Here is a 13134-nt window from a genome sequence, read left to right on the forward strand (position 1 = left end):
GCCGGCGATGGCGCCGCCGATCTCCGCGACGATGATCGCGGCCAGGTGTTCGGCTGGGACCTGCCGCGCCTCGGGCATCGCCCGCAGCGCCGCGACATGCTCGCCCCAGGCCAGCGACGCGCGCAGCTTGAGGGCGCCGAGTGCGTCCCGGTCCTCCGGACGCGCGGCGCGGATGCGGATCTCCGATGTCATGCGTGGGGCTGTATCAGCGTTGCCGCGATCGGGGCAATGGCCGCCTGCCACCGGGCCCAGTCATGGCGGCTTTCGGCCCAAAGCCGTCACTTCATGCCAGACGTGACCATCGCTAGGACGGCCACCGGAAGGCCCGCGGGCTCTGCGACAAGACCATCCGCGCCCGCGACCTCCAACTCATCACGAGTGCCGTATCCCCAAAGTACGCCAAGAGCTCGCATCTTGTTCGCGTGAGCTCCAATGACGTCATATCGACGGTCACCCACCATGACGCAGTGACTCCGCGCCAGTGCGTGTCGCTCGATGACGTGGGAAATAAGTTCCGACTTTTGGTCCAAGGCGCCGCCATCCTCGGAGCCGAAGATGCCGTCAAAAAGAACGGCAAGATCTAGATGCTCAAGGATACGCAGAGCAAACTCCCTACGTTTGGAAGTTGCGATATACAGCCGTGCGCCTGACTGCTGCATCTCTGCCAATGCTTGAGCGATCCCCGGATAGGGAAGGCTATTGTACAGGCCATTCTGGCCATAATCCGCCCGATAAGCAGCCACTGCTTCAACGATCCGGTCATCGCCGAAGGGCTTCAGCAGCACCCGCATGACGTCGTCAATCGGCGGGCCGATGATTGCGGATAAATCCAGCGACGGTTCCGGCATATGGCCCAGGGCACGAAGCGCAACCCGGCAACTCATCAGGATGCCAGGTTGCGAATCGATCAAGGTGCCATCGAGGTCCAGAAGGACTGAGGTCGTGTGAGGGGACATGACGGAGCGTAACATGACACGCCTAGCTTGCTACATGGTGCCTTGAGCAGAGCAGCCGCGGACCGTTTGCCGTCCCTTCCCGCCGATTGACTCCAGGCCTACCGCAGCAGCTTGAGCGCGCCGGTCAGGGAGCGGACCCATTTCGCCGGGCCGGCGATGCCGAGGCCGTCGATCGTCTCCTCGCTCAGGTCGCGGCCGGGGAAGGCAGCCGCGTATTCGGCATAGACATGCTGCGACCGGGCGAAGGCCGGGAACGGCACCACCGCCCGCTCGCCAGGCTGGGCCAGGGCCTTCAGCATCAGCGCCCGGATCGCGGCCCCGTCGGCCTGCAGGATCGGCACGGGCTGGCTGGAGATGATGTCGACCGCGCGGTCACTGCGGTCGGTCAGCCGGCGCGCGGCCAGGGCCGGGACCGTGGCGCCCAGGCCGATGGCGATGGCGCCGGCGGTGTTGGCGATCAGCCCCAGCGACAGCTCCGGGTTGACGACGATGGCAAGGCGCAGATCGGGGGTCATGACGGCTTTCGCGACGATGGCGGTGCCTGGAAGGATAACGCTCGCTCGCTGGACGATCCTGCCTATCCTTGTGCTGGGGGCGGCAATATCGGTAGGATTTACCGGATGGAGTCATTTACAGGGTAGATCATGCCGAACCCGCTGGAGCCGGTCGACCTCCGCATCCTCGCCGCCCTGCAGCAGGATGGCCGGCTGACCAACCAAGCGCTGTCGGCGGAGGTCGGGCTGTCGACCTCGCCCTGCTGGCGGCGGGTGCGGCAGCTGGAGGAGGACGGCGTCATCCAGGGCTACCGCGCGGCGCTGGACCGGCGGCGGATCGGCCTCGGCGTCCTGGCCTTCATCCGGGTCCGGATCGACAGCCACAGCGCGGCGGAGGCGGAGGAATTCGCGGCGAGCGTGCGGCAGCTGCGGGAGGTGGTGGCCTGCTACAGCATCGCCGGGGATTCGGATTTCCTGCTGCAGGTCGTCGCCCCGGACCTCGACAGCTATGCCGATTTCGCCATGGCCGTGGTCCGCCGCCTGCCCGGGATCAAGGAGATGCAGACCACCTTCGTGCTGAAGGAGATCAAGCCGTTCGAGGGCTTCCCCCTCGCCGTCTAGGCCCGGCCGTCGATCTCGGCCAGAAACCGGTCCAGGAAGTCGCGCAGCACCGCGGTCCGCCCGGCCGCGATCCGGCGGCCTGTCACGGTCAGCATGCCGTCGCCGAGGCCGAGCAGCTTGGTGCGGAAATGGTCTATGGCGAAGCGGCGGTCGTCGGGCAGCCGGTGCGCCGCCGCAGGATCGTCGGCTTCGTGCAGCGCCAGCCCCAGCCGGCCGGCGACGAAGAAGGCGCGGCCATGCCGATGGCGCCGATCGCATCCAGCCGGTCGGCATCGCGCAGGATCCGTGCCTCCGCCGTTTCCGGCGCAATGCCGGCGGAAAAGCTGTGCGCCGCGACCGCATGCGCGACGCCGGCGATGCGCGCCTCGTCCCAGCCCCAGCCGCGCAGCAGCGCCGACGCCGCATCGGCCGACAGGCGCGAGGCCTCGGCCCGGCGCGGGTCGTTCTTCTCGACCGCGACCAGATCGTGCAGCCAGCAGGCGGCGGCCAGCACCAGGGGATCGCCGGCATCGGCCTCCTCCATCGAGATGGCGCGGGCATTGGCCCGGACGCGGAGCAGATGGGTGAGGTCGTGCGACCCGTCGCCGGGCGGCAGGGCCGCGGCGGCCGCCTGTTCCAGGCGGGCCTCGGCGGCGGCGAGGTCGATGGTCATGGGGCATGGTCGGCTGTGAAGACGGCCGGACGATAGGGCCCGAATCGCGGCCGGGAAAGCCGGGACGGTCAGGCCTCGGGGCAAACGCATCGCAACGATCGATACGAGACTCAGGGCCAGCATTATTGAGTCCCCCCTCCCCTTGCGGGTGGGGGTAGGGGGAGGGGGTGTCAACGCCAGATCCAGCCGTGCTCGGCAGCGAACCAGCCCTTGCGCGGCGAGGTCCTTGCCCATTCGCGCGGACGCGCGCAGACCCCTCCCCCTACCCCCTCCCGCAAGGGGAGGGGGGACAAGGAAAAGACGGGCTCGGTCTGTTCTGAAAAAGCTCCCGCAAGCGGGAGAGGCAACGCAAGGCGTCAGGCCCCCGGCCGGTCCAGCCAGCCTTCGCGGTCGATCACCGCATCCACGGCGCGGGCGATTTCGGTCGGGCCATGGCCCTGCGCCCGCAGCTCGGCCCGCAGCAGGCCCAGCCGGGCCAGGCGGGCGCCCCAGTCGCGATGGATCAGCTTTTCGGCTGCGCGGCGCAGCCGGCCGGCCAGCCGGGGGCTCTGCCCACCGGTCGAGATCGCCACCACCAGGTCGCCGCGGCGCACGATCGCCGGCAGGTGGAAGTCGCACAGCGCCGTGCGGTCCTCGACATTGACCAGCAGGCCGAGCTGGCGGGCGAGGAAGGCGAGGTCGGCGGCGCGGGCCTCGTCGATGTCGTCGGCCACCAGCAGCAGCCGCTGGACGCCGAGATCGGCGGCATTGGGCAGCCGGCGCCGCAGCCGCGGACCGGCCGCCAGCACCAAGTCCGGCGATGGCGCGTCGGAGAACACGATGACGGTGAAGCCGCCCTCATCCAGCTGGGCGAGGCGATGCACCGTCTTGTCGCCGATGCCGACCAGCGCGACCGGCACCGCCTCGGGGCACAGCGAGATCGGCAGCATCAGAGCGCCTTTCCACCGGGCAGCAGCGTGGCCAGCCGCTCCAGCCCCTGGCGATGGCAATAGTCGCCGAAGCCTTCGCCCGGCAGCCGTTCCTTGGCGAAGGCGCCGAACAGCGGGTCCAGCGTGTCGGCGATCGACGCCTCCGGCACCTTCTCGGTCAGCTTGGCGTTCAGCCGCGTGCCTTCGAAATCGCCGCCGACGAACAGGGCGAAGGTGCCCGGCGTGCGGCCGACCAAGCCGATGTCGCCTGCATAGGGTCGGGCGCAGCCGTTGGGGCAGCCTGTGATGCGGATGCTGATCCGCTCGTCGATCAGCCCGTGCTTGCGCAGCGCCACCTCGACCGAATCGATCAGCGGCTCGCGGATGCGCTCGGCCTCGGACAGGGCCAGGCCGCAGGTCGGCAGGGCCGGGCAGGCCAGGGCCCAGCGCCGCACCGCCGTCAGCTCCTCGGCGAACACCACGCCGTGGCTGCGCAGATGGGCCTCGATCTCGTCGCGCTCATTGGCGGCGATGTCGGCGATCAGGATGTCCTGCTGCGGCGTCAGCACCGCCGGCTTGGCCCAGTTCTCGAACAGCGTGCGCAGCGCGGTGCGCAGGCGGATCTGCGGCCCGTCCTGGATACGGCCGCTGGCGATCGGCAGGCCCAGCCAGAAGCGGCCGTCGCCCTGCTCGTGCCAGCCGAGATGGTCAGGCACCTGGAACGGGGCGTGCGGCAGCGGGTCGGCCAGGGCGCGGCCGAACTGGCGCTCCAGCTCCGTCCGGGTCCAGTCCAGCCCCATGTCATCAAGCACGTATTTCAGCCGGGCGCGCTTGCGGTCGGCACGGTTGCCGTGGTCGCGGTACAGCCGGATCACCGCTTCGGCGCCCTGCAGCAGCTCGCCCGGGCCGACCGAGGCGATCGGCGAGCCCATGCGGGCATAGGTGCCGGGCTTGGTGTGGGTCAGGCCGTGGCCGCCGCCGAGATTGAGGTTGTAGCCCTGCAGCTGATCGCCCTCGAACACGGCGAGGACGCCGAGGTCGTGGGTCAGGATGTCGACCGTGTTGTCCTCGGGTGCCGCCAGGCCGATCTTGAACTTCCGGGGCAGGTAGGTGGTGCCGTACAGCGGCTCCGCCACCGGCGCGTCCGGCGTCAGGTTCTCTTCGTCCAGGAAGATCTCGTAATAGGCGCGGCTCTTCGGCAGCAGGCGCTGCGACAGGAACCGGGCGTCGGCCTCCAGCCGGCCGTGCACCGCGTCGCGGATCGGCGCCGGGGTGGTCATGACGTTGCGCACCACGTCGCCGCAGGCCGACATGGTGGTCAGCAGCGAGTGATTGATGTCGGCGATGGTGGGCTTCAGATTTCCCTTCAGAACGCCGTGGAACTGGATGCCCTGGCGCGTGGTAATCCGCACCGTTCCGTTGGCATATCTGTCCGCGATGGCGTCGAGGGCGAGATACTGGTCCGCCGTGATCCGCCCGCCCGGAATCCGGGCGCGGATCATGAACTGGTATTCCTTCTCCAGCCCCTGCTTCTTCAGCGCGGTCGCGGTGTCACGATCGTACTGCTCATAACTGCCGTGGAATTTCAGCAGGTTATAGCTAGCTTCCGTGACCGACGTGCCGGGGGCGGTCAGGTCGGCGGCGATGTCGCCGCGCAGGAATCGGCTCTGTTCCTTCACGCCTTCGACGGCGGAAAGCTTCGGCGGCGCCGCGGGGGCGGCGGAGTGATCGGCGGACATGAGGCGGCGTTCTTATCCACAAATTGAGTGTTGACATTAGCTTCGGGATTCACACACAGTCAACCAGCAAATAGGCCATATTTTACAGGAAAGTACGGGCAATTTGCTGATGATGAGAACCCGATGCCTGCCGCCGCCGCATCTTCGCAGCTCGATCCGGAGCTGATCGCCGCCCAGTTCGACGGGCTGGACGGGCGCGTCCTGATCGAAAAAGCGCTGGCGGAATCACGGCTTGGCCGCATCGCCCTGGTCTCGTCCTTCGGCACCGAAGCGGCGGTGCTGCTGGCCCTGGTGGCGGAGGTCGCGCCGGCCACGCCGGTGATCTTCCTCGACACCCTGCGACACTTTGGCGAGACCCTGCGCTACCGCGACATGCTGGTGACGCAGCTCGGCCTGACCGATGTGCGCTCGGTCAAGCCCGACTCGGCGGCGGTCGCCCGGCTCGACCCCGACCTGCTGCTGTTCCAGCGCGACCCGGATGCCTGCTGCGGCCTGCGCAAGGTCGAGCCGCTGGCGCGGGCGCTGACCGGCTTCGGCGGCTGGATCACCGGGCGCAAGCGTTTCCAGGCGACCACCCGCGCGGTGCTGCCGGCGGTCGAATGGGCGCCGGATGAGGGCCGGTTCAAGATCAACCCGCTGGCCAGCTGGGCGCCCGACCGGGTCGCCGCGGAATTCGAGGCCCGCGGCCTGCCGCACCATCCCTTGGAAGCCGACGGCTTCCCCTCGATCGGCTGCATGCCCTGTACCGAGCGGGTGGCGCCTGGCGCCGACCCGCGCTCCGGCCGCTGGTCTGGCCAGGCCAAGACCGAATGCGGCATCCATCGCCCCGCCGATCCTGCTTCTCTTTGAGCGATACCCCCCAGAAAATGAATCATCTCGACGAACTGGAAGCGGAGAGCATCACGATTCTCCGCGAAGCCTTTGCCCGTATCGATCGTCTCGGCCTGCTCTGGTCCATCGGCAAGGATTCGACTCTCATCCTGTGGCTGCTGCGCAAGGCTTTCTTCGGCCATATCCCGTTCCCGCTGGTCCAGCTCGAGACCCATATGGAGCTGCCGGAAGTCTATGAGTTCCGCGACCGGCTGGTGCGCGAATGGAACCTGCCGCTGATCATCGAGGATTGCCCGCCGGAAGCGGGGATGGACCCGACGCTGGCGGCCGGCGCCCGGGCGGCGGCGCGCAAGACCGAGGGGCTGAAGTCGGTGATCCACCGCGAGGGCTTCGAGGGCATCATCGTCGGCATCCGCCGCGACGAGCAGGGGACGCGGGCGAAGGAACGGGTGTTCAGCCCGCGCAGCTTCGAGGGCGGCTGGGACGTGACCGACCAGCCGGCGGAATTCTGGGGCCAGTACAAGACCCGGTTCGAACCCGGCACCCATGTCCGGATCCACCCGATCCTGAAATGGACCGAGATCGACGTCTGGCGCTACACCCAGCGCGAAGGCATCCCGATCGTGCCGCTGTATCTGGCCAAGGACGGGCTGCGCTACCGCTCGCTGGGCGAGAAGAACATCACCCTGCCGGTCGAAAGCGACGCCGACACCATCGACGCGATCATCGCCGAGCTGGAGACGACCAAGGTCTCCGAACGCTCCGGCCGGATCATCGACAACGAAACCGAGGACGGCTTCGAACGCCTCCGCAGCGCGGGGTACATGTGACATGGAAGGCATCGTCGCCCTGCACCCGGCGCTCGCCGCCGCCCGCACCCTGCGCGTCGTCATCGCCGGCCATGTCGATCACGGCAAGTCGACCCTGATCGGCCGGCTGCTGCACGACACCGGCACCCTCGGCCCCGAGCGCGTCACCGCCGTCGAGGCGATGAGCAAGAAGCGCGGCATGCCGTTCGAATGGTCGTTCCTGATCGACGCGCTGCAGTCGGAGCGCGACCAGGGCATCACCATCGACACGGCCGAGGTGCAGTTCCGCACCGCCCGCCGGCGCTATGTGCTGATCGACGCGCCGGGCCATGCCGAATTCCTCAAGAACATGGTCTCCGGCGCCGCCGGGGCCGATGCCGCCCTGCTGCTGGTCGATGCCCGCGAGGGCACGCTGGAGCAGTCGCGCCGCCATGCCCTGATCCTCGGCCTGCTCGGCATCACCCAGGTGGTGGTGGCGATCAACAAGATGGACCTGGTCGAATACGACCAGGCCCGCTACCAGGCGGTGACCGACGAGATCTCGGCCTATCTCAACAGCGTCGGCATCACCCCCTGGGTGGTGGTGCCGCTCGCCGCCCGGCATGGCGAGAACATCGTCACCCGCTCGGCGCTGATGCCCTGGTACGAGGGGCCGTCGCTGGTCGAGGCGCTGGATGGTCTGGAGGCGGCGCCGACATCGACCGACCGGCCACTGCGCCTGCCGGTGCAGGATGTCTATAAATTCGACGACCGGCGCATCGTCGCCGGCCGGATCGAGAGCGGCACGCTCAAGGTCGGCCAGATGCTGCGCTTCGCCCCGTCGGGCAAGGTGGCGCGCATCGCCTCGATCGAGAACTGGCCGGCGGCGGCGGACCAGACCATCGCCAAGGCCGGCGAGGCGGTCGGGCTGACGCTGGACCCGCCGATTTTCGTCGAGCGCGGCCAGATCGCGACTCTGGCCGAGGCGGCGCCGCCGACCGCGATGCGGATCAAGCTGCGGCTGTTCTGGCTGGCGCGCGAACCGCTGCGCCCCGGCGCCCGGCTGACGCTCCGCCTGGCCACCGCCGAGCACACGGTGACGGTGGAGCGGATCGACCATGTGGTCGAGGTCCACACGCTGGAGACCCGCACGGCCGAGCTGGTGCGGCGCAACGAGACGGCGGAGATTGAGGTGGTCGGCCGTACGGCGATGGCCTTCGACCGCCATGCCGATTTGCCCGGCACCGGCCGCGGCGTGCTGATCGACGGCTATGACGTGGTCGGCGGTGTCACCATCCTCGACGCCACGGGCGACAGCCGGCTGCTGTTCCCGACCGAACGGCGGGTCGATGCGCCGGCCCGGCGCCTGGCCAATGGCCATTCCGGCGGCGTGGTCTGGCTGACCGGCCTGTCAGGCTCCGGCAAGTCGACGCTGGCGACGGCGCTGGAACTGCGGCTGTTCGCCCGCGGCTGGCAGACCACGGTGCTGGACGGCGATTCGCTGCGCACCGGCCTGGGCCGCGACCTCGGTTTCTCCACCGAGGACCGGGCCGAGAATGTGCGCCGCGCGGCCGAGGTGGCGCGGCTGTTCGCCGAGGCCGGGCTGATCGCGATCGTGGCGCTGATCTCGCCGGAACGCTGGCACCGGGCGCTGGCCGGCGACGTGATCGGCGACGGCTTCCGTGAGATCTTCGTCAAGGCCGATTTGGCGATCTGCGAACAGCGCGACCCCAAGGGGCTCTATGCCAAGGCGCGCCGCGGCGAGATCCAGAGCTTCACCGGCGTATCCGCGCCCTATGAAGCGCCGGAGACGCCGGACCTGGCCATCGACACCGGCACGATGCCGATCGATGCCGCGATCGACCTCCTGGAATCCTTCACCATCACCAGCTTCGCCGGCTCGGCCAAGCGGGTGGCGGAAGGCGTCGATCCGTCGATCTGACGGTGGCTGTCGAGGTCATTGCGTAGATTGGGTTCGCATTTGCGAACCCAACATCCTTCCGCCGGATCTGCGTGTTGGGTTCGCCGAGGCGAACCCAACCTACTCCGCTATTTGGCGCGGCCCCATTCCACCCAGCGTCCCGGCGCGGTTCAGGCTGGCGGATAGGATTGTCGGGCGTGCAGGACGCTCAGGATATCGATCGCCGATGCGCCGACCCGATACACGAGGATGTAGTTCGGGTGGATCACGGCTTCGCGCGTGCCGGCGACGCGGCCCGGGCGGTACAGGTATGGGTGCTCCGAGATCTGCTCTGCTGCGTGGACGGCGACGGCCAGCAGCCGGTCTGCCGCAGTCGGATTGTGCTCGGCGATGTAGCCGAGAATCTGTTCGAGATCGGTGAGGGCTTCAGCGTTCCAGCTTACGGGCAGCATGGCCGCGGCGCTTTTCGTCGATCAGTGCGCGCAGGCGTGCCATCGCCTCGTCGTGGGGAACCGGCGGCTGCGTGCTGTCCAGCGCCGACTGCACCTTGGCGCGGAACCATCGGTCGTAGGCCTCGGCCTCCTCGGCCGTGGCGAACTCGGATTCGATCGGGGTCAGGGCGCGGCTCATGAGTCCAATATAGGCGCTTTCAGGACCCAAAACCATCGGTCGGCGTCACTCGTCCCGGCGCAGGCCTTAGCCGGCCGCGGCCGTCCCGCGCAGGTCGAAGTCGAACAGCACGTCGCCGCCCATGGCGTAGGTGCGGCAGGGGGGGCGCAGCGCCTGGTCGAGATGCGCGATCTCCTGCAGGCTCAGGCCGCGCTTGCCGGAGCCGATGATGATCGGCGCCACCGCGACATGCAGCCGGTCCAGCACGCCGGCGGCCAGGAAGCGCGACACGGTGATGCCGCCGCCCTCGATCAGCACCCGGCGCAGCCCGCGTTCGGCCAGTGCCGCCAGCACCGCGGCTGGCGTCGGCTCGTCCAGCCCGATGATCTCGGCCCCACCGGCCGGCTGGTCGGCCCGGTCGGCGCTGCACAGCAGCAGGGTCGGCGCGGCATCGTCGGTGAACAGGCCATGTGTGCTGTCCAGCCGGCGGCCGGGGTCCAGCACCACCCGCACCGGGTTCGGCCCGTCGACCCGGCGGGTGGTCAGGCGCGGATCGTCATGCGCCACGGTGCCGGCGCCGACCAGCACCGCATCGGCCAGCGCCCGCAGCCGGTGCAGATGGTCCAGGTTGCAGGGGCCGGTGACGAATTGCGACTGGCCGCAGCCGGTGGCGATATGGCCGTCGATGCTCTGGCCGAGATGGGCCAACGCGAAGCTGCCCTCCGCCTCGGCGAAGGGGCGCAGCAGCTCGATCCGCTCACGTGCGTCGTTCTCGTCCGGCAGCGGTGTCTCCGGCCGGCCGGCGCGGCGGTCGAGCAGCCAGACCCAGGCGGTGTCCATCATCCCTCGGTTCGCGCGTAGATGTCGCCGGAGCGGTCCGCCGGCGAGAGAGTCAACAACCAGGCGCGAAGTTCGTGCCCATCCTGCCAGTTCGGCCACAGGAAGCGTCCGGTTTCACCGATCGACACCTGAAAGCGATATCGGCCCAGCGCCTCGACCCGATCCAGCGCGGCGATCGCGTCCGCCGGCGCCGCCGGGACATACTCGAAGGACAGGCCGGGCAGGGGCTGCGACAGCCCGGCCAGCACCTCGGCCTCGAAGCCTTCGACATCGATCTTGCAGAAATCGGGCACGCCGAAGCGCTCGATCAGCGCGTCCAGCGTCGTCACCGGCACCGTCAGCGTCCGGTCCCAGCGGACCGAGGCAAAGCCGTTGGTCCGCGACACGGTGTCGATCCAGCCGCGCGACAGGCTGGCGACGGTCGGGTTGCGGCTGCTCAGATGCAGGGTGGCGGTGCCGGGCGCGGCGCCGACCGCGGTCTCGACCAGGGTGATGCCGGGGTGGGCTCGGAAGCTGCGGCGCAGCAGCCGGGCCAGGGCCGGCTGCGGCTCGACCGCCACCACCCGGGCGCCGAGCCCGGCCCAGCACAGGCTGCGGTTGCCGACATGGGCGCCGATGTCGAAGCACAGGTCACCGGGCCGGACCAGTTCGGCGAAGAAGCGGCGGAAGCGGGCCGACCGGCCGGGAATGCCGCGATAGATGGCGAGCGACCGGGCGATGCCGGCGGCGCGGGCAATGGCGGTCATATCAGGACGCGCCGCTGCCGCCACAGCCAGACGACATCGCGGCCGAAGGACCACAGCAGCGCGGCCAGGGCCGCCGCCGCCAGCCCGGCGGCCAGGCGCGGCGTCACCGGCGGCAGCAGGCAGGCGATCAGCACCAGGATCTGGATCACGCAGACCACCTTGCGGGCGAAGCTGTCCGGCACCGGCCCGCGCAGCCAGGGCCAGGCGGCACCGGCGAGGACATAGAGGTAGCGCATCGCCCCGATCAGCAGCACCCACACGCCGACCTTGTCCCACTGCCAGGCCAGGACGGACAGGACGAGGACGAAGAAGGCATCGGCCTCCATGTCGAAGCGGGCGCCGAAGCGCGATGCCAGGCCGCTGCGCCGCGCCACCCAGCCATCGACGCCGTCGAGCGCCAGCGACACGGCGCCGAGGGCGGCGATCAGCCACAGGCAATCCTCGTCCGGCGCCGCCGTTCCCATCAGCGCGGCCAGCAGGCAGATCACCACGATGCGCGACAGGGTGACGGTGTTGGCCACGCCGAAACGGCGATGCGGCGCATGGGCGGCCAGGCCGAACAGGATCAGCGAGACGATGCCGGCATACAGCAGCTCCGCCCGCGCCATGAAGAAGGCGCCCAGCGTCGGGTCGGCCGCCACCGGCAGCGCCAGCACGGCCAGCGCCAGCGCTCCGGTCACCAGCGGCAGGCGCGCCTGCCGCTGCAACACCCCAAGATCGGTCTCGTCCCGCATGATTCTCCTCGCCGGCGGACCCGTTATTCCACATCACTGTTCGGCCACGGGGTGACATGGGTCACAGGCGGGCTCTGGACAAGCATGGGCCCGGCTTGCTCTATGGCGCAAACACGGTGTCGAGGACTGGTTGAACCATGGCCGAGAGAAAACGTCCGCTCGTCATCGTCACCCGCAAGCTGCCGGATGTCATCGAGACCCGGATGATGGAGCTGTTCGAGACCCGGCTGAACCACGACGACGTGGCGCTGGAGCCCGAGCAGATGGCCGCCGCGGTGCGTGAGGCCGACGTGCTGGTGCCGACGGTCACAGACCGGATCGACGCCGCGCTGATGGCCCAGGCGGGGCCGCAGCTGAAGCTGATCGCCAGCTTCGGCACCGGCGTCGACCACATCGACCTCGTCGCCGCCAAGGCGCGCGGGCTGACCGTGACCAACACCCCCGGCGTCCTGACCGAGGACACGGCCGACATGACCATGGCGCTGATCCTGTCGGTGGCGCGCCGCCTGGCGGAAGGCGAGCGGCTGGTCCGCGCCGCGCAATGGACCGGCTGGAGCCCGACCGGCATGCTCGGCGCCCGGCTGGGCGGCAAGCGGCTGGGCATCATCGGCATGGGCCGGATCGGCCAGGCGGTGGCACGGCGCGCCCGCGCCTTCGGCCTGTCGGTGCACTACCACAACCGTCACCGGGTGCATGCCGAGGTCGAGGCGGAGCTGGACGCGACCTATTGGCCGAGCCTGGACCAGATGCTGTCGCGGATGGACATCGTCTCGGTCAACTGCCCGCGCACGCCGGCGACCTTCCATCTGCTGTCGGCCCGGCGGCTGAAGCTGCTGCGCCGTCATGCGCTGATCGTCAACACGTCGCGCGGCGAGGTGATCGACGAGACGGCGCTGGCGCAGATGCTGAAGCAGGGGGAACTGGCCGGCGCCGGGCTGGACGTGTTCGAGCGCGAGCCGAACGTCAACCCGAAGCTGCTGAAGCTGCCCAATGTGGTGCTGCTGCCGCATATGGGCTCGGCCACCCTCGAAGGCCGCATCGACATGGGCCAGAAGGTGATCGTCAACATCCGCAGCTTCATCGACGGCCATGTGCCGCCGGACCAGGTGCTGGAAACCGAATTCTAGTTGGTGAGGCCCGGCCTTCGCGTGGCTCCTCCCGCTGCGCGAGACCTGTTCGGCCCGCTCGCTCCTCATCGTCATTGCGAGAAGGCGAAGCCGACGAAGCAATCCATGGCGCCGCACGGGCTGCTCTATGGATTGCTTCGCTGCGCTCGCAATGACGGTGGTGGGAAT

At 69.3% G+C, this 13134-nt stretch carries 16 protein-coding genes; 5 read left to right on the forward strand and 11 right to left on the reverse strand.

The features are described from left to right. The 3 genes from AC3XYG_RS39520 to AC3XYG_RS39530 all read right to left on the reverse strand — a co-directional run. Positions 1 to 192: hypothetical protein (locus AC3XYG_RS39520; protein WP_489145394.1), on the reverse strand; the 192-nt coding region annotated here is incomplete at its 3' end. 86 nt (positions 193 to 278) lie between these two features. Further along, complete coding sequence (locus AC3XYG_RS39525) at positions 279 to 971, reverse strand: HAD hydrolase-like protein (RefSeq protein ID WP_489145395.1); 693 nt, start codon at positions 969 to 971, stop codon at positions 279 to 281. An 83-nt stretch (positions 972 to 1054) separates the two neighbouring features. Continuing rightward, a complete protein-coding gene (locus AC3XYG_RS39530) occupies positions 1055 to 1471 on the reverse strand; it encodes a DUF2000 domain-containing protein (protein ID WP_489145396.1) in 417 nt (138 codons plus the stop codon). A gap of 129 nt (positions 1472 to 1600) precedes the next feature. Here AC3XYG_RS39530 and AC3XYG_RS39535 point away from each other — a divergent pair, with 129 nt between their 5' ends. Next, positions 1601 to 2071, forward strand: a complete 471-nt coding sequence (locus AC3XYG_RS39535; RefSeq protein ID WP_489145397.1) for an Lrp/AsnC family transcriptional regulator — start codon at positions 1601 to 1603, stop codon at positions 2069 to 2071. Between the two features lie 133 nt (positions 2072 to 2204). Here AC3XYG_RS39535 and AC3XYG_RS39540 read toward each other — a convergent pair whose 3' ends face one another. The 3 genes from AC3XYG_RS39540 to AC3XYG_RS39550 form a co-directional block, all read right to left on the reverse strand. Then, a complete protein-coding gene (locus AC3XYG_RS39540) occupies positions 2205 to 2723 on the reverse strand; it encodes an HD domain-containing protein (RefSeq protein WP_489145398.1) in 519 nt (172 codons plus the stop codon). A gap of 356 nt (positions 2724 to 3079) precedes the next feature. Next, positions 3080 to 3652: a precorrin-2 dehydrogenase/sirohydrochlorin ferrochelatase family protein gene (locus AC3XYG_RS39545; RefSeq protein ID WP_489145399.1), complete on the reverse strand. Its 573-nt coding sequence runs from the start codon at positions 3650 to 3652 to the stop codon at positions 3080 to 3082. After that, positions 3652 to 5370, reverse strand: coding sequence for an NADPH-dependent assimilatory sulfite reductase hemoprotein subunit (locus tag AC3XYG_RS39550; protein ID WP_489145400.1), 1719 nt, complete (start codon positions 5368 to 5370; stop codon positions 3652 to 3654). The genes AC3XYG_RS39545 and AC3XYG_RS39550 overlap by 1 nt, the downstream gene beginning before the upstream one ends. A gap of 123 nt (positions 5371 to 5493) precedes the next feature. On the opposite strand from AC3XYG_RS39550, the gene AC3XYG_RS39555 reads away from it, so the two are divergent. Genes AC3XYG_RS39555 through cysC form a run of 3 tightly spaced genes read left to right on the forward strand, consistent with a single transcriptional unit; the run spans position 5494 to position 8931 of the window. After that, entirely contained in the window at positions 5494 to 6219 is a 726-nt protein-coding gene (locus AC3XYG_RS39555) for a phosphoadenylyl-sulfate reductase (RefSeq protein WP_489145401.1), read from the forward strand. Between the two features lie 17 nt (positions 6220 to 6236). Next, positions 6237 to 7031 (forward strand): sulfate adenylyltransferase subunit CysD, encoded by a 795-nt coding sequence (gene cysD / locus AC3XYG_RS39560; RefSeq protein ID WP_489145402.1) that lies wholly within the window; start codon positions 6237 to 6239, stop codon positions 7029 to 7031. A gap of 1 nt (position 7032) precedes the next feature. Continuing rightward, positions 7033 to 8931: an adenylyl-sulfate kinase gene (cysC, locus tag AC3XYG_RS39565; RefSeq protein WP_489145403.1), complete on the forward strand. Its 1899-nt coding sequence runs from the start codon at positions 7033 to 7035 to the stop codon at positions 8929 to 8931. A 149-nt stretch (positions 8932 to 9080) separates the two neighbouring features. Here cysC and AC3XYG_RS39570 read toward each other — a convergent pair whose 3' ends face one another. From AC3XYG_RS39570 to AC3XYG_RS39590, 5 genes are all read right to left on the reverse strand, one after another. Then, a complete protein-coding gene (locus AC3XYG_RS39570) occupies positions 9081 to 9362 on the reverse strand; it encodes a type II toxin-antitoxin system RelE/ParE family toxin (RefSeq protein WP_489145404.1) in 282 nt (93 codons plus the stop codon). Further along, positions 9337 to 9540, reverse strand: coding sequence for a type II toxin-antitoxin system RelB family antitoxin (gene relB, locus AC3XYG_RS39575; protein WP_489145405.1), 204 nt, complete (start codon positions 9538 to 9540; stop codon positions 9337 to 9339). The genes AC3XYG_RS39570 and relB overlap by 26 nt, the downstream gene beginning before the upstream one ends. Positions 9541 to 9606: 66 nt before the next feature. Next, the gene (locus AC3XYG_RS39580) at positions 9607 to 10362 is read right to left on the reverse strand and encodes a RibD family protein (protein ID WP_489145406.1); all 756 of its coding nucleotides are present in this window, start codon (positions 10360 to 10362) and stop codon (positions 9607 to 9609) included. Continuing rightward, positions 10359 to 11105, reverse strand: coding sequence for an FkbM family methyltransferase (locus AC3XYG_RS39585; RefSeq protein ID WP_489145407.1), 747 nt, complete (start codon positions 11103 to 11105; stop codon positions 10359 to 10361). The genes AC3XYG_RS39580 and AC3XYG_RS39585 overlap by 4 nt, the downstream gene beginning before the upstream one ends. Further along, a complete protein-coding gene (locus AC3XYG_RS39590) occupies positions 11102 to 11839 on the reverse strand; it encodes a CDP-alcohol phosphatidyltransferase family protein (protein ID WP_489145408.1) in 738 nt (245 codons plus the stop codon). The genes AC3XYG_RS39585 and AC3XYG_RS39590 overlap by 4 nt, the downstream gene beginning before the upstream one ends. A gap of 137 nt (positions 11840 to 11976) precedes the next feature. Here AC3XYG_RS39590 and AC3XYG_RS39595 point away from each other — a divergent pair, with 137 nt between their 5' ends. Then, on the forward strand, positions 11977 to 12966 hold the full coding sequence (locus AC3XYG_RS39595) for a 2-hydroxyacid dehydrogenase (RefSeq protein WP_489145409.1): 990 nt from the start codon (positions 11977 to 11979) through the stop codon (positions 12964 to 12966). Positions 12967 to 13134 lie beyond the last annotated feature (168 nt).

Source organism: Inquilinus sp. (assembly GCF_057815775.1).

Excerpts from the sequence above, each read along its gene's own strand:
- AC3XYG_RS39525 (WP_489145395.1), bottom strand. The coding sequence starts at position 971 with ATGTTACGCTCCGTCATGTCCCCTCACACGACCTCAGTCCTTCTGGAC.
- AC3XYG_RS39530 (WP_489145396.1), bottom strand. The coding sequence starts at position 1,471 with ATGACCCCCGATCTGCGCCTTGCCATCGTCGTCAACCCGGAGCTGTCG.
- AC3XYG_RS39535 (WP_489145397.1), top strand. The coding sequence starts at position 1,601 with ATGCCGAACCCGCTGGAGCCGGTCGACCTCCGCATCCTCGCCGCCCTG.
- AC3XYG_RS39540 (WP_489145398.1), bottom strand. The coding sequence starts at position 2,723 with ATGACCATCGACCTCGCCGCCGCCGAGGCCCGCCTGGAACAGGCGGCC.
- AC3XYG_RS39545 (WP_489145399.1), bottom strand. The coding sequence starts at position 3,652 with ATGCTGCCGATCTCGCTGTGCCCCGAGGCGGTGCCGGTCGCGCTGGTC.
- AC3XYG_RS39550 (WP_489145400.1), bottom strand. The coding sequence starts at position 5,370 with ATGTCCGCCGATCACTCCGCCGCCCCCGCGGCGCCGCCGAAGCTTTCC.
- AC3XYG_RS39555 (WP_489145401.1), top strand. The coding sequence starts at position 5,494 with ATGCCTGCCGCCGCCGCATCTTCGCAGCTCGATCCGGAGCTGATCGCC.
- cysD (WP_489145402.1), top strand. The coding sequence starts at position 6,237 with ATGAATCATCTCGACGAACTGGAAGCGGAGAGCATCACGATTCTCCGC.
- cysC (WP_489145403.1), top strand. The coding sequence starts at position 7,033 with ATGGAAGGCATCGTCGCCCTGCACCCGGCGCTCGCCGCCGCCCGCACC.
- AC3XYG_RS39570 (WP_489145404.1), bottom strand. The coding sequence starts at position 9,362 with ATGCTGCCCGTAAGCTGGAACGCTGAAGCCCTCACCGATCTCGAACAG.
- relB (WP_489145405.1), bottom strand. The coding sequence starts at position 9,540 with ATGAGCCGCGCCCTGACCCCGATCGAATCCGAGTTCGCCACGGCCGAG.
- AC3XYG_RS39580 (WP_489145406.1), bottom strand. The coding sequence starts at position 10,362 with ATGATGGACACCGCCTGGGTCTGGCTGCTCGACCGCCGCGCCGGCCGG.
- AC3XYG_RS39585 (WP_489145407.1), bottom strand. The coding sequence starts at position 11,105 with ATGACCGCCATTGCCCGCGCCGCCGGCATCGCCCGGTCGCTCGCCATC.
- AC3XYG_RS39590 (WP_489145408.1), bottom strand. The coding sequence starts at position 11,839 with ATGCGGGACGAGACCGATCTTGGGGTGTTGCAGCGGCAGGCGCGCCTG.
- AC3XYG_RS39595 (WP_489145409.1), top strand. The coding sequence starts at position 11,977 with ATGGCCGAGAGAAAACGTCCGCTCGTCATCGTCACCCGCAAGCTGCCG.